This is a genomic window from Thermoflexibacter ruber (assembly GCF_900113045.1).
In the GTDB taxonomy this organism is placed as follows: Bacteria; Bacteroidota; Bacteroidia; order Cytophagales; family Thermoflexibacteraceae; genus Thermoflexibacter; species Thermoflexibacter ruber.
Genome location: NZ_FONY01000011.1, coordinates 74588 through 97027, shown reverse-complemented (window position 1 = coordinate 97027; position 22440 = coordinate 74588). Strand labels below are relative to the sequence as shown.

Below are 22440 nucleotides of genomic sequence, written 5' to 3'. Positions count from 1 at the left end.
ACCCAAAAAACACAAAATGAGCATATTTTTTGTTACCTTTGAAAGCATTTGCATTTGCCCAACTAAAGTAGATGAATAACATTGTAAAGCATAGGATTAGAAAGGGATTAATGATTCTGTCAGGCTTATTTTTAGTAGGTCTGCTTGCTTTACATTTTTTGCTTAACTATCACTTAGACAGGGTTATAGGGCGTACTGCTCGCACGTTGGTAGATTATCGTAGCGGTGGAATTTATCGCCTGACCTACGGCAAAATAAAAATCAACTTATTGCGAAGTCGCTTACAAATTCATCACCTACAAATCAAAGCGGATACCACCCGCTACCGACAGCGAAAAAACCACAATTTAGTAAAGAGCGGACTTTTCGAAGCAAAAATTCCCCAAGTAGAAATAGAGGGCATCAATTTTTGGGAGGTTTTCTTACATAAGAAACTACAAATCAAAAACTTATATGTACAGACTCCTCATGTCCATATCTTGGATTATCCTAACGAGCGAAAAAGAGAAGAAAGGCTGAAAGTCAATAACTTATATCGCTTTATTTCTGATTATCTTACTTTCTTCAGGGTAGAAAATCTCACCATAGACAATGGTTCTTTCACTGCCGCACTTCCCAAAGACCTTAGCAGGCAACTTTGTAAAATAGATAGTATCTCTCTGATTATCAGTAATTTTAAAGTAGATTCTACGCATCAGCCTCAGTACTCGACCAAGCCTTTTGAAGTAGCAGATATTGAATTAGCTATCCAGAGAAACTCCTTACAAATCCCTGAAAGTGAGCATGAAATCAGCATGGGGAAGTTGTATCTTTCTACAAAAAAAATGCTGGCGAGCATTTCTCATATCCAACTTAAAAGCAAGGATTGGGAGTTGGTGATGCCACTTTTTAGGCTAAGTGGCATTGATTTTCATACACTTTACTACACCAAAAAACTGATAATTAATAATCTATGGCTACAAAAACCTCATTTTAGGCTACATAAAGAGTGGCACCTGACAAGCCATCAGGAGAAAGACCAAGCCCAGCTCTCAAATGTACTATCTAAGTCTTATAGCCTCATTTCCAAGTTTTTAACTTCCTTAGAGATTAGTCATATTTTATTAGAAAAGATAAATCTTGCTCCTTTTCCCTCTAAGGTAGCTTTACCAAAAAATCTATCCATTCTACTTCATCGTTTTTACTTGGATTCTTTGACGGAAAATCAAAGAGCAAAACATTTTTTCATTGATGATATTACAGCAAAAATAAGCGATTATGAACTCTTACTTAGTGATAATCTGCACTTTGCGAAAGTAAAAAATTTAGAAATTTCTACTAAAAAGTCTTTGCTTGAAGCAGAAAATGTATCTATAACAACTTTGGAAGAAATACAAAACGTTGTTTCACCTCAACAGGACGTACTTCATTTGAATATACCTAAACTAAGTCTGAAAGCTAAAAATTTATGGGAGAATCTGCTTACTGCTTCTCTCAAATTTGAAGAATTGTGGATAAAAACTCCTCATATACAAGTTTTTAAAAAATTGGCTTCAGAAGCTAATGAGGAAAGTTCTCCTAAACCTCTTCCTTTTTCAGTGCAGAAAATTCACATAGAAAATGCCGACATCGCCTATTATCAATGGGAAAAAACAGAGAAGCAGCCCATTCTGAGCAAAATAATTTACTCGCCCAATTTCTCTGCTAAGTTGCATGGCTTGCAGATAGATAAAGAAAAATACTTTGATTATCTCTTAGTCAATGGACAAAACTTGAATGTATATTTATCTGATAATCAACATAACTTTCAAATAGGAAATCTGGACTTCTCCTCTGCCAAACAGCAATTACGCATGAGTAATTTGCGTTTTTTTCCTAAAAATTTAACAAATAAGGCATTGGCAATGGACGCAAACCTCTCAGAGTTGCTATTAGAACAGTTTGATATTCACCAAGTTTATCGTGAAAGAATCCTCAAAGCACAAAAACTGACTTTGCAAAACCCTTCTTTAAAAGTAATTCAAGAGTTAGAAGAAATCATTACCTCCACAAAGCAAGGCAAAAGTCCATTAAAAAGTATAGAGTTGGAAGAGGTATATATGGAAAATGGCAGAATAAATATACACAAAAAAAGCAATGATTTATTTCAAAATATGCACTCCTCAGAAAAACTTTCTGCTCAACTTAAACAAGTTATCCTAAATTTTGATAGCTACGTAAAACCCAAATCAGTCAAACGCTTAGAAACAAATATTGGATTGAACTGGTCTTTGGGAGAAGGGAAGATAGATATAGAGGACTACTCTTTTACCTTTCCAGACAATTCCCACACCATTAAAGTAAAAAAAATAAATTTAGATTATACACAGTCCTCTGCAAGTCTGAGAGGCATCTATATTATCCCTAAAAATCTAAAGCAAGGCAAAGAGTCTGTCTATCAAGCTGAAGTACCTTTTATTCATCTGAAAATCAAAGATATAAGCCATATTTTTGAGGATAAAAATTGGGTAGTGGAGCAGTTGAGCGTTCATAAGCCTTTAATAGATGTTTACCTCACTCCCCCAGTGGCGTCTCCAAGCAGGCAGTCAGAGAAAACCAAAGATTTGCAATTCGCTGATTTATTTAGCAAAACCCCATTTAACAAATTGTCTATCAACAACTTTGAAATAGACAGTTGTTTTGCCAAACTCATTTACAGGCAAGCCAATGAGAAAACACATGTTATCAAACTCGACAATCTTGGCTTGTACCTATCTCATTTTGAAATAGACTCAGCTAAGCATCATTGGGAACAACTCTTTGATTTAAAGTATATTAACCTTAGCGTAGCTAACTATTATCATATTTTACCTGATAATACCCATCATATTACTACAAAAGATATTAAACTTTTTTCACAAGATTCTTTATTGATAGTCAATGAGTTGAGTATCACTCCTCAAAGTTCTCTTATCCCTTATAGCTTAGAGAAACAAGACAAACAAAACCAAATAGATGTCAAAATCCCTCAACTTTACTTGAAAGGATGGGATTTGGTTAGTTTTTTGGAAAAGAGAGAGCTGAGTTTGAGCAAGGCAAGTTTGGAGATGCCCCAACTGAACCTCCAAATCCATCGCCCAGATACTACCAAAAAGTTAAGAGATTTTACCCAAAAACTGCGAGCAGATAGCTTACATTATTTTATTTCTCCTTTCTTAAATACACTAAAAATCAATGATTTCAAAATCAATAATGCAAATTTGGTATTGATGACTCACCACTTTGACCGAACTAATCGCTTCACCTTAGATAGGATTTCTGTTTATGCAAAAAAATTTGATATTCACCCGATTAAACCCATACTGATAGATGAAAGCAAGCAAGTACTCCCTCCTCCCTTTGTATTTGACCCTACCCCTTATCATTTCTTGAACTCTGAAAATCTGATAGTTAGTCTTAAAAACTATACTTTCCAGCTACCAGACAAAATACACACGCTAAAAGCAAAGTCTATCTACTTATCTATCAAAGATTCTCTTTTAGAAGCAGATAATGTGGATTTTATACCTTCTTTGGACAAAATTACATTTTCTCAACAACAAGCATACAAAAAGGCTTGGCTATATCCCCAAATTAGCAAATTGACTTTACAAAAGTTTGACTTTTATAGCCTACTGCATCATGAGGAGTTGAAAATGAAGAAGTTAGAACTTGATAAGGTAAAATTTGAAATTTATAGAGATAGAGGACTTCCTGACCGACCAGACTACTACCCGCCTATGCCTCAAGACTTGCTGAGAGAACTGCCTTTTTATGTAAAAATAGACTCAGTCAAGGTCAAAAATGCAGATTTTATCTATGAGGAGCAGCTTCCAGAGAAACCAAGACCGGGAAGGCTTACTTTTGAAAAAACAGAAATTAGCTTATCCCCGCTTACCAATCACAAGGATTCTTTGCAAAGTTATTATTTCCAGCCCATTCTCTCTGCTCATACTCAAGTAATGAGACAGGGAAAACTTAGCCTGCAAGCGCGTTTTTTCCTGAGCGACCCTAAAAACTTGCACTTTCTCAAAGGAGAAATAGGGGAAATGGACATGACTGCCTTTAATGAGATGCTGGAATACGTCTTTCCGGTGAGAATTACCAGTGGAGTGATTAAGCATGGAAGTTTTGACTTAAAACTGAACTACAAGAATGCAAGAGGACGTATGCTATTGAGATACAATAACTTAAAAGTAGAGGTTATTAATCGCAAGTTTGCATCTTTCGTGGCTAATAGCTTTGTCGTGAATAATCACAATCCTTCTCGCAGATTTGCTCCTTTGCGTGTTGGAGAAATCAAGAGCAGACGCAATCTCTCTCGCAGTATCTTTAGCTATTGGGGGTATTCTGTGCTTAATGGTTTCAAAACGAGTATAGGATTACGCGGAAAAAAGCAACAGAAAAAATCTAAATTTGAAAAAAATAATTTCCTCAAACATAAAAAGCTAAAGATGCGAAACCAGAAGATACAAGAAAATGCTTTATAAAATCAATTCCAAAACTACAAACTCCACTAAACATGTTTTCCGCAGATTATACTCCTTTTTTTGAATCTGTATTGTTTGAAGCCTTTGGCAAAGATGTAGAAGTAAACAAGTACCAATTTTTAGGGGGAGGCTGTATCAACAATGCGGTAAAGTTAGATACTGCTATGGGCAAATTTTTCCTCAAATGGAACGACTCCAAGCAGTCAGAAGAAATGTTTGAGGCAGAAGCAAATGGTTTAAGTTTATTGATTGATAAACAAGCGATTACGATTCCTCATGTGATTAAATATGGGAATAATAATGGCAAAGCCTATTTACTTTTAGAGTTTATCTCCTCTGCTTATCGCCAAAAAAACTACTGGGAGCGTTTGGGAGGGCAGTTAGCTGACTTACATAGAAACACCCATTCCTATTTTGGCTTGCACTTCAATAATTTTATTGGTGCATTACCACAAAGCAACGAATACTTGCCTTCTTGGGTTGATTTTTTTATAGAAAAAAGGTTAAAAGTGCAAGCAGGGTTGGCTTACTACAACGGCTTAGTAGGAAAGGATTTGCTAAAAAAAATGGAAAAGCTATACGAAAAACTACCCTCGATGTTGCCAGAGGAACAGCCAGCACTATTACATGGAGATTTGTGGAGTGGGAATGTCATGGTGGATAGTCAAGGTTTGCCGTGCCTGATAGACCCCGCAGTGTATTACGGGAATAGAGAAATAGAACTCGCTTTTACACAACTGTTTGGAGGTTTTGATGATGACTTTTACTATGCTTACCAAGCAAGTTTCCCTTTGCTACCTGAGTTTGATAAGCGGGTAGAAATTTATAACTTATATCCTCTATTGGTGCATGTGAATCTCTTTGGCACAAGCTACCTAAGCGGAGTAGAAAGAGTACTGAAAAGGTATGAATGAGGTTTTATTTATTGGATTCGTACTGTATCAGCAAAAACTTTTTTCAAATCTATACTTAGCTGCGGAAGAGTCAGTGTGGTAATCATGTCAGTATCATCGTAGATACCTGCTTCTATGTATTTCCCATTTTCTTGTAAAAAAAAAACTTCTACCCATCGGTCTTGGGGATAGACTATCCAAAATTCTTTTACTCCAAATTCTTCATAAAGCGTTTTTTTTTATCTCTATGTCTTTTTTTTGTGTTCCTTGTGAGATTATCTCAACGATGAGGTCTGGCGCACCCAAACACCCTCTTTCATCTAATTTTTTAGCATCACAAATCACACAAAGGTCTGGCTGCACAACAGTATAAATATCTTTTTATCTTTTAGCTTGCGGATTGGTAGGGAAACGTACATCAAGGGGCGAATCATAAATCTCGCACCCACAAGGATTACTAGTAATGCAGGTAAATACAGATTTAATCTACCCAATTGATACTATATTTTAAAAAACATATTACTCTCTATCAGATACTTACATTTCCTGAATCAGTGCCAATAACTCTTCTGTGGACATTTTTCCGCTTACTTCTGTGCCTTCTAAGAGGCTATCTGCCAAATCTCGTTTATCTTGGTGCAATTTGACGATTTTCTCCTCTATGGTACCCTTAGTAACAAGGCGATAAATAGTTACAGGTCGCTGTTGCCCTATGCGGTGCGCTCTGTCTGAGGCTTGGTCTTCTACGGCAGGATTCCACCATGGGTCCATGTGGATTACGTAGTCTGCCGCAGTCAAGTTTAGCCCTACTCCACCCGCTTTTAAGCTGATAAGGAAAACTTCTCCCTCGCCTCTCTGAAAGGCATTGATAGCGTCTTGGCGTTGTTTGAGTGGGGTGCTTCCGTCTAAGTATTGGTATTTGATGCCTTTTTTGCTAATCTGCTCTTTGATAAGCTCCAAATGCCCTACAAATTGGCTAAAAATCAAGGCTTTATGCCCATTTTCCAAAAGCTCATCTACTATTTCTGAAAGTAAGTTGAGTTTGGAACTTTCTATTTGCGTATCGGGCATGACCAATTTGGCATTGCAACACATACGGCGCAACTTCATAATCTCTGCCAAAATCTGGAATCTCTTGTCGTTGTCATTACCTTCTACATTATTGATTTTCTGAATGGCGTTGATTCTTAGAGCCTCATAGAGAGCCATTTCCTCATCGCTCATTTCTACGGTCAAAGTGATTTCCGTTTTGCTTGGTAGCTCGTCAAGCACTTGGCTTTTCCTGCGGCGAAGGATAAAAGGCTGAATGAGTTTTTGTAGTTGCTTGCGTTTTTCTTTATCTAAATTTTTCTCTATCGGAATGGCAAAGCGTTCATTGAATTTTTCCAACGAACCCAACAAACCTGGATTGATAAATTTAAACAAATTCCACAATTCGCCCAAGTGATTTTCTATGGGTGTTCCTGTGGTGATGATTTTAAAATCAGCTTGCAAGGACATTGCCGCTTTGGAACGCTTGGTGTTCATGTTTTTGATGTACTGCGCCTCATCGAGTACTACTGTTGCCCAAGAAGTTTCGGAGAAAAAGTCAGCTTCTTGTTGTAACAAGCCGTAACTACATATCACTAAGTCGTAGGGCTGTAAGTTTTTGAGCAAGCCCTCTCTGTCCTTTCCACCAAATAAAATAGGCTTTAAGGTCGGGGCAAACTTCTCGGCTTCACTGACCCAATTTCGCGTAACCGTAGCAGGGGCTACTACCAATGTAGGTGCTTTCTCGGCTCGGTCTAAGATGATGGCTAAGGCTTGAATCGTTTTGCCTAAGCCCATGTCATCGGCTAAACAAGCCCCCACTCCCCAGTGTGCCAATCGCGCCAACCACTGGTAGCCCTCTACTTGGTAAGGACGAAGTTCTGCTTGGAGAGTAGAGGGAACTTGGGGTTGGATAGACTGCGCCTCTTTGATTTTTTTGATTTGCTCTTTCCATTTCTTATCAACTTCTATGTTTTTTAGCTCATCGGCAAAATCTTGGAAGGCTAAACTTGCCAAGTTGTGGAAGCGCAAACCGTCTTTGGTCGTATCAGAATATGCCCCAATTTCTTTGAGTCGCTTGCGAAACTCCTCTGTCAAAGCCAAGAACTTTCCATCGTCCAATTGGATAAAGCGTCCTTTGGAATTTTCCATAAGTTGCAAGAGCTGTTGCATGGAAATTACCTTGTCGTCAAGTCGCAATTCTCCGCTTACATCAAACCAATCTTTCCCCTGATTGACTTTCAAATACAAATTTTCAAAAGAGGCTTTGCCTGTAATTCTTAATTTTTCGCCTTCGGGCCACTCTATCACTATTTTTCCTTTTATCAAATCTAAATCCAACAGCACATTGAGGCAATCCTCTGGCTCCTCGAAAAGCCATTCGTAAGAGCCATCATCGTAGTTAGATAGGGTTGCACTTGCTTTGATGACTTCGCGGGCATTGGCTTTTTCTTCTTTAAAATCGCGAATAGTTTGTGTTTTTTGCCCATCAATGGTGGTAAAAACATTGTGATTCCCTATGGCAGGTTTGAAATAAGGAGGTACAGAAGCGAAAGGCTTGACAAAAAACTCTAATTTAAAACCTAAGTTGTACGGCAATAGGTGTACGTGAATACGGTTATCTGGCTCTACTTTGGGGATTTCCTTACCATGCTCCCCTATGACGGAGTGAACAGTTACCAAACCTCCAATGTTGGTAATTGCCCTTGCTAAATGGTCTTTGGCTTGCTCTGGAACAGTAATTCTTCTTTTGCCAAGAATTTCTGCGATTTTGGCGTGTGTTTCAGACACCTCCACTACTTGGTAGCGTGTAGGCGTTTCTTTGATAACATTCACCCCTACTCCCTCAATAGGGATAGAAAAACCAACCTCATAATTTTTCCCCTTACTTTCTATTAAAAGTTCTGGTTCTACTTTGACCAGTTCGCACAGCACACCTGAGTTTTCCAAAAAAAGCAAAGGATGCCCAACTAAATGAACAATAGCTTTGGAAAAATCTATATAATATTGATTTCCACCATAGTATCCGTGGTTTTCATACATGATTGCCGCTCCCGCCACTCTCAGGTCTTGGGCAGTCATGCTGTCCAAATCTCCTTCTCTTAACCTTTTTAGGGCTACGTTACGCCCCGCAGACCAACCACTTTTAGACATTTTTTGCTCTTTGGGGGTAATTTGCTTGCTTTCAAAGTCAATAAACCATGCCAAGCGAGATTGATTATCGCTCCTTTTATTTTTAACATTTGAGCCTAAATATTCTAATGCCTTGATTATCCTGCTCCACTCTTCCTCTTTGGGAACAACTTGCAAGAGGCTTTCAAAACCTGTTCGCTCTTTGATTTCTTCTATTTTCCCTGCATAGTTTTGGTCGTAATTGGAAATTTGCGTAAGAATATTGGCGTATTCAAAAGTAAACCAATCATAGCCATTTTTTAGTGCCAGATTGTAATTGTCCCTTGCGATAGAAGAAAAAAACCTTGCTTTTTCCGCTTTCCCCCAATACACAACCAATATTTTAAGCAATCTTTCTATGGCAGAATTAGGCACAAGCACATCTAAGACCCTATTAGCTTCTATGGTTTGGCTTTCTTGGTTTTTTAACAAGGCATAAAGCAAGTTGTACAGGGGCAGGTAGGCATTGTCTTTTTCTATAGATTTTATATAAGCATAAATGATTGGTAATAAGCTAATTTCTCCTTTTTTTATCAAGGCTAAAATAAAAAATACACCTGTGATTTGCGGAAAAAAGAGTTTTTTGTTGTTGTTTTTTTGTCTATAACTTTCTAAGGCAGTTGAAAATATTTGAATGGCTGTATCATTATTACCTTTGAGGAACTCAATAGTTGCCAAGCGTGCATTGGCATTGGTGCTGTGTTCTTTATCTATTTGACAAATTTTCTCTGCTTCTTTGAGATTTCCCTTGAAAATCAGCAAAGTAGCTAACAAATCTCTAAAGACTCTTCCATAGTTCTCATCGGAAAAATCTTTGCAAGAATATAAATAATCTATAAACCCATCACAAGGCAGGAGCTGGGCTAAAGACTGATTAGTTATTTCTATACTTGCTGAAACTTGGATAGGAAGGGAATATTTTTTTAGTTTTTCTAAATCAAAAGGATTATTGAAAAAATCAAGAAAGAAATGATAGTTTCTTACTTGCTCAGGGAAGTATCTTTTTGCATAGCTAAGGGCTTCGTCTATCAAATTTACATCTCCTTGGAAAAGTCCAATTCGGGCTTCTCTTATACAGCGAATAAAATGCGTAGGCTGGGAAGTGTACCAATAGGAATGTATCATAGGAAATTTCCTGCGAATCACCTCTAAGGCTTTTTCTGCCTCTTTTTTGTTGTTAATCAAGTTCTCTGCTACCTCGTCTGCTATAGCTTCGTTACACTTAAAATAAGTAGAAGAAGCTGGTTCTATGAAAGTTAATAAGTGAGAAGCTAACAATTTTTCTTTGGTAGTTCTTAAAGTAGTAGAGGTATAAGATGTGCCTTTCTCGTCTTTCACACCGATTTCTCGCAATAGCTCTACCAAGAGCGTTTGGCTGATAGCCTCATACAACAACCCACAAATTTCTACAATATTTTTTTCTTTGGGAGAAAGTTTTTTGTACTGTGCCAGTAGTTCTGCTTTATTTTTATTGGACATATTGCTCTCGAAATGGAAAAACGCAAAGATAAGGCAGAAATGGGAGAAAGTAAAGGGAAGTGCTAATTATTTCATGTGCTTTGCATATCTTACTTTCTGATTTTTGTCTGATTTTTGATTTTTTACGTTTATTTTGTAGTTATTTTCCTCTTATGTATATTTAGTGCATTAAACTTATTAAATCTGAATGAAATCTATCTACTCATCTTTTTCTGCTCAAAAACTTTGTTATTGGCTATTTCTTATCCTATCGGTTGCTACAGCCCAGCCTACTCTTGCTCAACAGAAACCACCTGAACTCCTTGAAATAGAGAACTTTTTTAAAGCCTCTATGGAAGAATTGCTCAACGTGGGCATGGTGTCTGCTTCGCAAAAAAAGCAAAGCGTATTAGAAGCCCCAGCTACCGCCTACGTGATTACTGCCCAACAGATTAGAGAAAGAGGCTACAGAAATTTATTGGATTTGTTAGAGGATATTCCAGAAATAGACGTACAAAGGAATGTCAATCCAGATACTCGCAATATACTCTCTATCAGAGGAGTAGCTGGCAGTGAGAAACTGTTGATTTTATTGGACGGTTTCCGAATTACGCCTGCTACGGGGGATACTTATACCATTGGGCATAACTTTGCTTTGGCTGATGCCCAAAGGGTGGAGGTAGTCATAGGTCCTGCTTCGGCATTGTATGGGGTAGATGCTTTTAGCGGGGTAGTCAATATCATCACTGCCTCAGAAAAAGGAGAACAGTTCAAGGTAGGGGGGCGAGTGTCCAGTTTATTTGGAAGTTTCAATACGACTGATAATCAATTATTTTTACGAATGAGGGCAGATAAGTTGCGAATTTCGCTCTCTGCTTCGGGGTATTTTTCCAAAGAACCCAACTACGCCCAAGTTTATCCCAAAGAATACGGCTGGTACAATCACGCTTTCAAAGACAAAGGCTTCATTGCTTTTTCGCCTCAAATCAATTTTTTGTACCGCTATCCCCCTTTTGGGAAACTACCAGATTTCACAGGTGATTCGCTCACAGGCACTTTCCAAATGCCTACTCATGCACGCTACATTCACCCACAGGTGAATTTTGGGGACTTTACGGCAGGTTTTGTGCATTATTACGAAAGGCATAGCAGTGCTTATGGCTTTCAACCCCGCTATACGGCTTACGAACCTGACGCTTTCATAGGTCGTTCGCATCAAATCATGTATTTTCGCCACGACTTCACTTCTTTTAATCAGAGGTGGCAGCTATCTTCGCAACTTTCTTATAACTTTTACCAAATCAGCCCACAAAGCAATTTTTATGGGGCAATTTCTCGTTGGCAGAGAGGCTATCCTTATGCCAATGGACAGAGTGTAAGGCTTCAAGAGCAGTTTTCTTACACTGCTTCCAATAAACTTTCTATCATTGGTGGCGTAATGCTGGAGAATATTGTGGCTGTGCCGCGAACTCCCCCATTACCGAAGCCAGTCGACCCTGCTCGCCCTTTCCAAGACCAAGAACTTTACCTGATAGGCTCGCGAATTTATGACCCAAGATTTATTCCTGCGGGGATTCGCGATTTGGTCAAAGTAGCCGAAACACCTGTTATCCCTTTTTACTTGAACTTCCAAAACTATGGAGGCTATGCACAAGCCCAATACCAGCCTAAAAAATGGATAAACCTAACTTTGGGTACTCGCTATGACTACAATACACGCTTTGGGGGTAGCATCAATCCAAGACTGGGGGCTGTGCTTTCCCCTCACAAAAAAGTAAATATCAAGCTATTATATGGCACTTCTTTTTTAGCCCCTTCGCCTGAGAAGGCTTTTAGGCAAGATGGTTATATTTCTCAGATATTGTTCTATTCTCCTTCTTCTTCTCGACCTACAGGAGGCATGTTGCTCATCTTGGACAATGCAAGACTTCCCAATAGGGACTTGCGACCTGAGAAGCTACAAGCCTTTGAAAGTAGCGTAAACGTACTGATTACAAACAATTTGTCTTTCAACTTAGGCGTAGCCTATACAGAAGTAAGCGATTTAATCAATCAGTTTGCTACGGTGGACTCGCTGAGGTTGTACGAGCCTACTGCTTTTTGGAGACGCTACCAAGACCCGCGATTAGATGCCGAGATTTATCGCTTGGAAACCTCTCGCAACGAGGGGAATTTGCGCTCTACTACCGTAACTGCCCATGCAAATTTTCGTATTCCTTTGGGAAAGTGGCATTTAGACGGCTTTGTAGGGTATAGCTATGTAGGTGGGCGATTTGAGCGACCTCGCTTCACAGGAAGTTCTTATTTTGCACTCTTTGGACAAAATATCCGAAATGGCTTTTCCAATGACGACTTGTTAGACCTTTATACAGACACCATTCCCGCCCAAGCAGGTGGGGTAATTTTGCACTCTCCACATTCCTTGAAGTCTGTACTGACCTTAGCACAAGAGCGTTTTAGCTTGGCTACGAGGCTACTAATCGCAGGAAATGCAAGAGGAGTAGGAACAAATTGGTGGGGGTACAACTCTTACCAAAACCCTATGTATGCTCGCTTGAATATGACAGCCAGATACAATGTAAAAACCAAGAAAAAGTACAATTTTACTTTTTTCACTACGATTGAAAATCTTTTGGACAATCGCTACTATCACACAAGTTTTGGAAGAGATGACATCATGCCCTTGGCTCCCCAAGACCCAAGAAGGATTTTAGGAGGGATAGAGGTGAGTTTTTAGACGAGGTATTTGAAAATCTCCTCAAAGCTAAGTGCTATGTTGGTGGCAGGGTCTTGTACAATTCCTTCACTATATGTAAAAAGCAAAGTGCTACTTTTTGAGTAGCACTTTGCAAGTTTTGTTTTAATTGCTCAGCATAAAATTGCCACCATTTTCTATGTTTATTCCCATGAGGTCTTTAAGTAAATTCTTATACTTTTTAAATAAGGTATCTGACTGCTTCTCATCGTCTATAAAAAGTCCTCTTTTGTTCATACGCACCTCATAGCGAGCGTCTTTGCCTTCAATCAGCCCATCTTTGATTAATTCCTCTAAGATTCTATCCGTGTTTTCGCGAGCTTTCCTTTCATGTTCCCTTGCTTTTTCCTCTAATTTGCGCGCGCTAAGTTGATTCTCATTTGCCATTTCTTGTAATCCTCTTTGCAAATTTTCCAATTCTCTTTGGGCTTTTTGAATTTCCTCTTCGCTCTTACGCATTGCATCTCTTATTGTTGCCTTATAATCAAGCATTTGGTCTTGATATCTTTTACTACGAGATTTGTCTTTCTCGATGTTTTCCTTTGCCTTGTCTATAAGTTTTTGGTGCTTGGGGAAATCTGTCTTTTCTATCTTTTTCCCATTGATTTTGAGGCGTATCAAATTATCGTCTTTATCAAAATCCATTTCTATCCTATCGCCTTTCTCTTCCCAATGGTGCGAATAACCCTCATCATCGTTGAAAAAGCCGTAGCCAAATCCTCTACTCCAAGTATCTCCAAAAGCATCGCTCCACACTCTTGCAGGAGGAAAAGAGGGAATAGTAATCACTCTGGGGCTACTCCAAGCCCATGCCTTAGGAAACTCCTCTTCTTTTCCTGTACTTACTACTACCCCATTTTTAGCGACTATCTCTACACTTCTATCATTTCTCACTATGAAATCGTCTTTGTATTTTTCATAGTCTTCTTCCTCAATGAGTTTTCCATCTTTGTAGATTTCAAAATTCCCATTGCCCTTGGTAATAAGCATAAAGTTGCTACCGAAACGGAGGGTATCTGCCGCAGCAACTGGTGTGTGCGCTAATACATCAGGCAAATCCACTGCCGCTAAGGGAGTAGGTGGCTCTGGCGGTTCTGGTAGTTCCATTTCCTCTACTTCTTCTAAGGGAGGTAAAGAGTGAGGAGGCATTTCTTTTTCACCATTAGAGTCATCACCTATGCCAATTTCTTGGTGGTGAAATAGATTGGCAAATTTGCTATTATGGGCAAAACTTATTGACAACCAAGTTTTTCCCGGTAAAACAAAAGTTGTAAAAACAAATAATAAAATTAAGATGACGATGACTTTCATACGATTTAGTTCTTTTTGGGTAAGGTATTGATTTTTTAAGATGTTCATAATGCGCTGACGCAAAGAAGATTGGTGCAAAGCCATACCAGAAGCAAAACGCAAGGCATTGGGTTCGGTTATCCATTCTGCCACTTTTACTAAAGTGTCTGCCAAAGGTTTAGCATTCCCTGTACTGCGGATAGCCCACTCATCACAACGCTGTTCGGTAACTTCCTGTAACTCTATCCGCATAAGGCGGTTCAAGGGTTGGAAAAATAAAACTGTTTCTAAAAAGTTAAAAAACTTTAGCCAAAGGTAATCTTTGCGAACTACATGGGCTAACTCATGGGCAAGCATACTTTGCTGTTGCTCAGGGGAAAGTTCTGTAAAAGTGCGCGCTGGCAAGCAAATTTCGCCTTTACCCATCGCCAACGGACTGTATAATTTTTCAGAAGACGTAAGCACAATTTTCTGCTCTATACCTCCCCAACTGCACAGTTTGAACAAGGTAAAAAGCAAGTTTTCATCTTTTACCTTTTCTCTCGGCAAAATAGCCTTAAAGAATAGATGTTTTTGAATAAATAGCCTTACTACAAGCAAACCTACTATTGCCAACCAAGCAATCACAGCGATTTCAAAAATAGAAAGTTCCCTCGCTACATTTTCGTTTCCTATTGGGTTAGAGGCAGTAGGATTGCTTAGGTCGCTTGTTGCCATGTCGTCGCTTACTTCCTGATTTTCAGGTAGTTTTTCTGTATTTATTTCTGCTAAATTCTGAGGCTTTTCTGCCATAGCAGCATTAGTAAATACTTCATTTTGTGCGGAAAAATTGCTTGTAAACACACCCGCCCCTGTAAAAACCTGAATACTTGCGGTCAATAAGCCGCCACATAGAGCCACTTTCCAAAGGATTTCTTTAGCTCGGTTGTGGGCAAAAGCAGGAAATTTGACAAGCAATTTGGCTAATCCATAAAACGCGGTGCTATGCAGGAGATAGGTAAGCAACCAACAGGAAAGAATTATTGCAAATGTTTCCATAAAATAAAAGTTGAAGTTTCTATAAATTTAGTTTTAAACATTTTGAAAAGTTGTTTGAGTTAATTTTTAATTCCGTTAGGAGTAGTCTCTTGGTAGAGATTCTTAAAATCATTAGGCTAAAATAACTCCGTAGGAGTGGCATATTTCACCCCTACAGGGTTCTTTTCATCTCAAAAATCTATTTTCTACCAATATTTCACTCCTACAGAGTTAATCCAAAGAGTTTCTAAGATGTGATTCAAATGATAACTCATAAATCAGCAAACAAAAGCATTTGTGAAGTACGGACTTAGTAACACTAATCTTCCTATTATGCACAAAAGCCAATAGTAAGGCAGATTTTTATTTACTCGAATTAATTCTTCGTTCTGCTTCCTCAATCATACGAGTTTCATTATTTTTAATAGCTATATTCTTTGCTATTTCAAAACATTTTATTGCATCTGCCTTTTTATTCAACCTTTTATAAGCACTTCCCTTCATTAGAAATAGAAAACCGTTGTTCGGGAAATAGCGTGTTCCTAAATCAGCCCATTGAACCAAGTTTTTGTTATCCTCCACCATTTCCATTGCCTCACCAACTCTTATAAAAAGCCATTCGTCTGGAACAGTACTTAATGATTTGAAGTAGTGTTTTTCATTTTTGACAAAATCTTCAATTCCCTTGGCATCAATCATATCATAAACCTTTATACTTGCTGGGGTATTTATTTCAGTAGCATTTTTTCCAAGTGCTATTCTAAGATAATTACTGCTTATCTCACGGCTATTCATATAGGTATTGGTGCAAAAAATTACAATAATATGGTTAACTGGTTCAAGGATAGCATCAATCGAGAATCCTGCCCCCCCACCGCTATGTCCAAAATAGCTAATACCCTTCACGGGTTGGTTGTTATACACTTGTAACCCATAAGCGAAGCCTTGAAAGGTGCTATCAAGAGATTTTGTACCATTTGCAGTTCGCATTATCTTTAAGGTAGATGGCTGCAAATATTTATTTTGGTCAATGCCAAGCATAAATCGGTAAAGGTCATTTGCAGTAGCCAGCCAACCACCTGCACCACTTGCTTTTGGGCTTATTGTTTCGTTTCTTAAAACATATCGCTTACTGCTTAGAAACTGGTAAGGTTGTGCATCCTTTGTAGGCATGATAGTATCGTTCAGATGCCGTATAGTTGTCATTTGACTCGGTTGAAAAAAATGAGTAGAGAAGTAATCATCAAAAGATTGTCCACTTATTTTTTCAATTATCCAACTGAGTATGATGTATCCTGAATTGCTGTAATACATTTCTTTCCCGGGAGTATCAAATACAAGGGGTGCGCTACAGATAATTTTTTCCATTTCCTTGTGGGAATAATCTTTTTTGAAATGATAATCAGGAGTTTCCCATGGACTTGTCAAACCCGATGTGTGCGTCAAGAGATGATGAATTGTTATCTTGTCTGCATTTTTTAAATCTAATTCGGGTAATATTTCTTTTACTGTATTATTTAGGTTTAGTTTCCCAGTTTCTACCAGTTGCATAATAGCGGTAGCAGTAAACATTTTCCCAGTGGATTCCGTTTTGAAAAGCGTATTAACTCTTAGCTTGGTCTTCTTTTCATAATCAGCATAGCCCCATGCTTTGTTATAAATAATGGAATCTCCCTTTGCAACCAAAATCACACCTTGAAAGTTTTTTTCTGAATAGGCATGAGTAAGGCTGTCAAAGCGTTCTAAAAGACTCTGTGCATTGATTGTAGATGCAAGAGTTAAAAGGAGAAAGAGAATATTTTTTTTCATATTAACGATTTTAATTTGAATATAACTACTACCATAAACTACTCCTCCAATAACTTTTTCAAGTCTTGGATTTCCTTTTTGTCAAATTCTCCTTCATTGACCAAGTGATTGACCAAAGCCTTAGGACTTCCTCCAAAAAACTGCTCTATCAGCGAGCCTAACATAGACTTTCGGGTATCTGCCTCTGATAGCAAAGGCTTGTAGATGTACTGTTTACCTTCTGTTTCATGGCTTACTGCACCCTTTTTCTCTAAGCGGGAAAGTACTGTCCCCACAGTAGTAAGGGCTAAATCACGGTCGTCTTTTTCTAACTCGTCGCGCACTTGGGCTACTGATGCCTCACCAAGTCGCCAAAGAGCCTTCATTACGGCAAGTTGCAAATCGTCTAATTTCATCTTTTCAAATTTGTTTAAATGGAGTTTAAGTTTTTATACAAATCAACTACAATCGTAGTAGATATAAAGATTAAAAAAGTGGTTTTGACACCACTTACTACAAGCGTAGCACAAATCTACTACACTTGTAGTTAATATCCAAATTTTTTATGAAAAATTTTTAGATGTAGTTGATAATATGCTTTGATTTTACGTGTAAATTTAAGCCTTAAAATACTCTAATTTATTTTATGTTGAGGATATTAGTTGATACAAAGAAATCTAAAATCTTATCTTCTCCTATGAACAACCTATATATTTCGCCTTTTTATAAACTTTACTCTTCATTTTGGAAAAGGAGTATCGTTGTTAGTATAGGTTTGATTGTATTATTTATGCAAAGCTGTCAGCCAAGTTCCCCCAAAGAGCGAGAGGGCAGTCTGCAAGAAAATGATGATAAGAATACAGGTATAGAACTTCCTATCACTTCCTCAGAAAATAATATAACTAAGGGGCTTGAACCTATCAAAGTTAAACACAGGTTGTACAACGATTTTGCTCGTTTAGTCGCAGGTTTACCTCTGGAAGAGGGAAGTAGCTTGACCCGATACACCCAATCAGAGGCATATAAGAAAATGGTGGTGGACTTAGACAAGGCTTGGGCAAAGGTAGATGCAGACCGTTTTGCTAAGATGCGCTCTTGGGCAAAAACCGAGTTAAGCACAGCCAATCAAGATAATGCTCTTTTGTTCTATCCTTTTTCAGGTCCCGATTTTGTCAATGCTTATCAATTTTTTCCCAATGCAGAAAGCTATTTATTGATTGGCTTAGAAACGGTTATGCCCTTTCCAGACTTTCGTACTTTTACTGCTAAAATGATAGACAATTATTTTATCTCTATTTTAGAGTCGGTTGATGATTTATTTGAAAAAAGCTATTTCTTTACGCGCAGAATGTCCAAAGATTTCCAGAAAGGGCGAACCGAAGGCATACTGCCCGTACTTTGCCTATTTATTGTTCGTACAGGGCATACCATTGCTGACATAGAAAAGTTAGAAATTAACAAGCAGGGAGAAATCTTAGCCTCTGCCATAGATACGGTAAATGTCAAACTCAAAGGAGTGAAAATTAGCTTTTTCAATCCACAGGACAATCAGCTAAAAACTGTTTACTATTTTCGCCAAGACTTGTCCAATAATGGATTAAAACAAAATCCTAATTTTATGAAGATGCTTCAAAACTTGCCATCTTGCAATACTTATTTTAAGTCTGCTTCTTATTTGCTGCATTATCCTTATTTTACAGATTTAAGACCTTTGATTTTAGAAAAAAGTAAGAGTATTTTGCAAGATGATACAGGCGTACCTTTCAGATTTTTTGATAGGGCAAAGTGGGACTTAGCAGTGTATGGGGTGTATGACAAGCCTATCAAAGATTTTAAAAGAATGGAGCAGAAGGACTTAAAAAATTTTTATGATAGCCTGAAATCTCTTGGAGCAGTCAAACCTATGCCGTTTGACTTAGGCTATCACTGGGGAAAAAAGGATAATAATTTGATGCGTGCTATTAAAAAGATAAATAAGTAAAATACATTCAATTCAAGATGCACATTAATCTTACAGGACAACACATTTTAGTAACAGGGGCAAGCAGAGGAATAGGGAAAGCCATCGCACTGAAACTAATAGAAACAGGGGCAAAAGTAGCTATTCACTACTCACAACACCAGCAATCCGCCCAAGAAATTGTCAAGGCTTATCCAGAACACGCCGTAGCTTTCCAAGCAGACTTAGCCAACCCCCAAGAGGTAGTTGGTCTTTTTGAGGCAGTCATCAAAGCATTTGGCAAGTTAGATGTCTTAGTCAATAATGCAGGCATTGCCATCAGCTCGGCGATGACCAAAGATGACCAACTTTGGCTAAAAGACTGGGAACTCACTATGGCTGTCAATCTTAGTGCAACAGGCTTGCTTTGCAAAAAATCTATTACTCATTTTCTCACTCATCAATCGGGCAGGATTATTAATATTACCTCACGCGCTGCTTTCAGAGGAGATACCGCTGAGTACATAGCCTATGCCGCTTCCAAAGGGGGAATGGTTGCCTTAACACGCTCTATTGCAAGGGCTTATGGGAAGCAAGGAATCAAAGCCTTTAATATTGCTCCCGGTTTTACCCGAACTGATATGGCACGTAGCTTTATTGACCAGTACGGCGAACTCTATGCTATGAACGACATCGCCTTAGATAGACTGACAGAGCCTGAAGACATAGCCCCTCTGGTCGTTTTTTTGGCAAGTGGCTGGGCAGACCATGCCACAGGCGCAACTATTGACATCAATGCGGCAAGCTATGTTCACTGACAAGAAAAAAAAGTATTTTTTTAAGAAAAATTATTGATACCTTGCATATAATTTATTTTTTTATATACTTTATGTTTTGGAAATTTTTAAGCAAAATATTTGCTTTGCTTAGCTTTTGAAGGTGTGTATTTCCATATATTGTAAAATGATTTTTCAAATATTAATAAGGTGTTAGATAAAAAATACAAATTCAAAGATTTAAAAGTATATTCCTCTACCGAATGGCTTGCTGATGGCAAGAAGAAGTATCGTACCGTTTTTGAAAATATAGAAACAACTTACTTATACGCAGAGCTTTCCTTTTATAACAAACTTTTTGACGAGGAGGACTGGGAAACTTCTATACGGCTAAAAGCCTACCGACTTAATGAGAAAGGACGAAAAGATGAACTCTGCGATATAAAACTGGAAAAATACAAGGTTTCTAAGGAAGACAATATAGTGCAAATACGTGAGGGCTGGGGAAATAAGGAAGCAGGTGCATTCTGGTCAAGAGGGGATTACCTGTGGGAAGCCTACATAGACGAAGAGTTAGTAGGTAGGAAAAGATTTTATGTCGAAAGTGGGGGACCCGTATTAAATGATGACAACCCTTACTTTGAAATTAGCTATATCAAACTCTATGAAGGTCCCAATAAAGGAGTAACTGAAGGAGAACGTAGCTATTACACTTGCTTCAAAGCCAAAGATACACGTTATATATGGGTAGAGTTTTGTTTTAATAACTTGCAATCTTCTTCTTGGTACGCTGAACTTTTCTTTAACTTTTATAATGATGCTGGTCAGCTCAAAGGCAGAACAGTAGAGTTAAGAAAAGTAAACCCTAACGAAGAAACAGTCGTCATCACCACTGGCTGGGGGTCAGACACGCCTGGTTCTTGGTATGAGGACAAATACCGCTTAGAGGTCATTTTTATGGACCAACTCATTGCCGTTGTCCCTTTTGAAGCAGGCGACGACTGGCAAAAAGGAGAAAGTACGCTGCTGGTAGGCAATGACTTATTGCGTACAGAAAATTATCATCAAAAGACAGAAGAACCTGAAGAAACCTTAGAGGAGTTACTTGCCAAACTTAACGAGATGATTGGCTTGAATCAGGTCAAAACGAGAATCCAAGACTACATCAGTTACTTACGTTTCCTCAAACTTCGTAAAGAGCAAGGTTTTGATGAATATCAAAAAATTAACCTTCACTCTGTTTTTCGTGGTAATCCGGGAACAGGTAAAACTACGATTGCTAAGATGTTAGGCAAAATATATAAGCAAATGGGCTTGCTAAGCAATGGTAAGGTGCATGAGGTTGGCAGGGCAGAACTCGTAGGGCAATATATTGGACAAACCGCTCCCAAAGTCAAAGAAATGATAGACAAAGCAAGAGGCGGCGTACTCTTCATTGACGAGGCATATTCTCTTATTAGGAGTAAGGAAGACAGCAAAGACTATGGACAGGAAGTAGTGGAAACGCTTGTCAAAGAGATGTCTGACGGTCCAGGCGACATAGCAATTATCGTAGCAGGCTATCCTAAGGAAATGGATATTTTCTTGGACTCCAATCCCGGATTCAAGTCGCGTTTCAATATTTACTTTGACTTCCCTGACTATTTGCCTCAGGAACTCAGCCAAATCGTAGAACTTTCGGCAAGAAAAAGAGATATAGAGTTTACCCCAGAAGCCTTAGCTTATCTGAACAAGAAAATTACGGAAAACTACCGAAATAGAGATGAAACCTTTGGCAATGCTCGTCTGGTTAATTCCTTAGTCGACGAAGCCAAAATGAATATGGGCTTGCGCGTGATGAAATCCGCAGATCTTTCGCAAGTTACGGCTGAGATGCTTAAAAAAGTAGAACTGCAAGACGTACAAAAAATCTTTAAAGAAGAGATACAGGAACTCCCTCTAATTGAGGAAGACAATGCACTCTTGGACGAGGCTATGACCGAACTGAATAGCATGATTGGCTTGGTAGAGGTTAAGAACCAAATTTTTGAACTCATCAAGTTAGTGCGCTTTTATCGGGATATGGGCAGAGATGTATTGGGGCGTTTTTCCTTGCATACTGTTTTCAAAGGCAATCCGGGAACAGGCAAAACTACTGTAGCAAGGATTTTAGCCAAGATTTACAAGGCACTGGGTATCTTAGAAAGAGGGCATTTGGTAGAGTGCGATAGGCAAAGTTTGGTAGCAGGCTATATTGGACAAACAGCTATCAAAACCCAAGAAAGAATAGACAAAGCTATGGGTGGAGTACTTTTCATAGACGAGGCTTATGCACTCTCTCCACAAGGAGTGGTCAATGATTTTGGCAATGAGGCATTGGAAACTATCCTCAAACAAATGGAAGATAAAAGAGGAAAGTTTATCGTCATTGTGGCAGGTTATACCGAACCTATGGACAGATTTATAGAATCCAATCCCGGTCTTAAATCTCGATTTGACAGAACACTCAATTTTGAGGACTATACCGCTGAGGAACTTTTCCAAATAGCTACGTATATGCTTCACCAAGAAAAGCTTACGCCAGATGCAGAAGCAGAGGAATATCTGAGAAAGTACATGAAGTACCTTTATGAACGCCGAGATAAATACTTTGGTAATGCTCGTTCCGTGAGAAAAATAATAGGTCAAGGAATAAGAAAGCAGCACTTGCGCATGGCTTCCTTAGACAAATCAAGTCGTACAGAAGAAATGCTAACTACTCTGACGCTGGCAGACCTGAAAGATTTGAACTTTGAAGAAGAAGCAGGTAATCAGCGAAAAATTGGCTTCAGACCACAAGCAGAGTAATTCACAAAAA

Annotated in this window: 12 protein-coding genes; 6 read left to right on the top strand and 6 right to left on the bottom strand. The window is 38.5% G+C overall.

The window, feature by feature from the left end:
• Nucleotides 1–71: 71 nt before the first annotated feature.
• Both BM141_RS07855 and BM141_RS07850 read left to right on the top strand, forming a co-directional pair.
• A complete protein-coding gene (locus tag BM141_RS07855) occupies nucleotides 72–4487 on the top strand; it encodes a hypothetical protein (RefSeq protein ID WP_091543513.1) in 4416 nt (1471 codons plus the stop codon).
• 32 nt (nucleotides 4488–4519) lie between these two features.
• The gene (locus tag BM141_RS07850) at nucleotides 4520–5401 is read left to right on the top strand and encodes a fructosamine kinase family protein (protein ID WP_091543510.1); all 882 of its coding nucleotides are present in this window, start codon (nucleotides 4520–4522) and stop codon (nucleotides 5399–5401) included.
• Nucleotides 5402–5409: 8 nt separating this feature from the next.
• Here BM141_RS07850 and BM141_RS23775 read toward each other — a convergent pair whose 3' ends face one another.
• The 3 genes from BM141_RS23775 to BM141_RS07840 form a co-directional block, all read right to left on the bottom strand.
• Nucleotides 5410–5577: a hypothetical protein gene (locus BM141_RS23775; RefSeq protein ID WP_221407647.1), complete on the bottom strand. Its 168-nt coding sequence runs from the start codon at nucleotides 5575–5577 to the stop codon at nucleotides 5410–5412.
• Between the two features lie 25 nt (nucleotides 5578–5602).
• A complete protein-coding gene (locus BM141_RS23415; protein ID WP_221407644.1) occupies nucleotides 5603–5743 on the bottom strand; it encodes a Uma2 family endonuclease in 141 nt (46 codons plus the stop codon).
• Nucleotides 5744–5917: 174 nt separating this feature from the next.
• Entirely contained in the window at nucleotides 5918–10060 is a 4143-nt protein-coding gene (locus tag BM141_RS07840) for a DEAD/DEAH box helicase (RefSeq protein ID WP_091543507.1), read from the bottom strand.
• 187 nt (nucleotides 10061–10247) lie between these two features.
• Here BM141_RS07840 and BM141_RS07835 point away from each other — a divergent pair, with 187 nt between their 5' ends.
• Nucleotides 10248–12776 (top strand): TonB-dependent receptor plug domain-containing protein, encoded by a 2529-nt coding sequence (locus BM141_RS07835; protein ID WP_091543503.1) that lies wholly within the window; start codon nucleotides 10248–10250, stop codon nucleotides 12774–12776.
• 123 nt (nucleotides 12777–12899) lie between these two features.
• On the opposite strand, the gene BM141_RS07830 is transcribed toward BM141_RS07835, so the two are convergent.
• From BM141_RS07830 to BM141_RS07820, 3 genes are all read right to left on the bottom strand, one after another.
• Nucleotides 12900–15122: a M56 family metallopeptidase gene (locus tag BM141_RS07830; protein WP_091543500.1), complete on the bottom strand. Its 2223-nt coding sequence runs from the start codon at nucleotides 15120–15122 to the stop codon at nucleotides 12900–12902.
• Between the two features lie 342 nt (nucleotides 15123–15464).
• Nucleotides 15465–16910, bottom strand: coding sequence for a serine hydrolase domain-containing protein (locus BM141_RS07825; protein WP_091543497.1), 1446 nt, complete (start codon nucleotides 16908–16910; stop codon nucleotides 15465–15467).
• 38 nt (nucleotides 16911–16948) lie between these two features.
• Nucleotides 16949–17305, bottom strand: coding sequence for a BlaI/MecI/CopY family transcriptional regulator (locus BM141_RS07820; RefSeq protein ID WP_091543494.1), 357 nt, complete (start codon nucleotides 17303–17305; stop codon nucleotides 16949–16951).
• A 281-nt stretch (nucleotides 17306–17586) separates the two neighbouring features.
• Between BM141_RS07820 and BM141_RS07815 the strand changes: the two genes are divergently transcribed.
• From BM141_RS07815 to BM141_RS07805, 3 genes are all read left to right on the top strand, one after another.
• Nucleotides 17587–18870 (top strand): hypothetical protein, encoded by a 1284-nt coding sequence (locus tag BM141_RS07815; RefSeq protein WP_143090848.1) that lies wholly within the window; start codon nucleotides 17587–17589, stop codon nucleotides 18868–18870.
• 17 nt (nucleotides 18871–18887) lie between these two features.
• Nucleotides 18888–19646: an SDR family NAD(P)-dependent oxidoreductase gene (locus BM141_RS07810; protein WP_091543489.1), complete on the top strand. Its 759-nt coding sequence runs from the start codon at nucleotides 18888–18890 to the stop codon at nucleotides 19644–19646.
• Nucleotides 19647–19814: 168 nt separating this feature from the next.
• Complete coding sequence (locus tag BM141_RS07805) at nucleotides 19815–22430, top strand: AAA family ATPase (RefSeq protein ID WP_245764015.1); 2616 nt, start codon at nucleotides 19815–19817, stop codon at nucleotides 22428–22430.
• Nucleotides 22431–22440: the final 10 nt, after the last annotated feature.

Excerpts from the sequence above, each read along its gene's own strand:
- BM141_RS07855 (WP_091543513.1), top strand. The coding sequence starts at position 72 with ATGAATAACATTGTAAAGCATAGGATTAGAAAGGGATTAATGATTCTG.
- BM141_RS07850 (WP_091543510.1), top strand. The coding sequence starts at position 4,520 with ATGTTTTCCGCAGATTATACTCCTTTTTTTGAATCTGTATTGTTTGAA.
- BM141_RS07840 (WP_091543507.1), bottom strand. The coding sequence starts at position 10,060 with ATGTCCAATAAAAATAAAGCAGAACTACTGGCACAGTACAAAAAACTT.
- BM141_RS07835 (WP_091543503.1), top strand. The coding sequence starts at position 10,248 with ATGAAATCTATCTACTCATCTTTTTCTGCTCAAAAACTTTGTTATTGG.
- BM141_RS07830 (WP_091543500.1), bottom strand. The coding sequence starts at position 15,122 with ATGGAAACATTTGCAATAATTCTTTCCTGTTGGTTGCTTACCTATCTC.
- BM141_RS07825 (WP_091543497.1), bottom strand. The coding sequence starts at position 16,910 with ATGAAAAAAAATATTCTCTTTCTCCTTTTAACTCTTGCATCTACAATC.
- BM141_RS07820 (WP_091543494.1), bottom strand. The coding sequence starts at position 17,305 with ATGAAATTAGACGATTTGCAACTTGCCGTAATGAAGGCTCTTTGGCGA.
- BM141_RS07815 (WP_143090848.1), top strand. The coding sequence starts at position 17,587 with ATGAACAACCTATATATTTCGCCTTTTTATAAACTTTACTCTTCATTT.
- BM141_RS07810 (WP_091543489.1), top strand. The coding sequence starts at position 18,888 with ATGCACATTAATCTTACAGGACAACACATTTTAGTAACAGGGGCAAGC.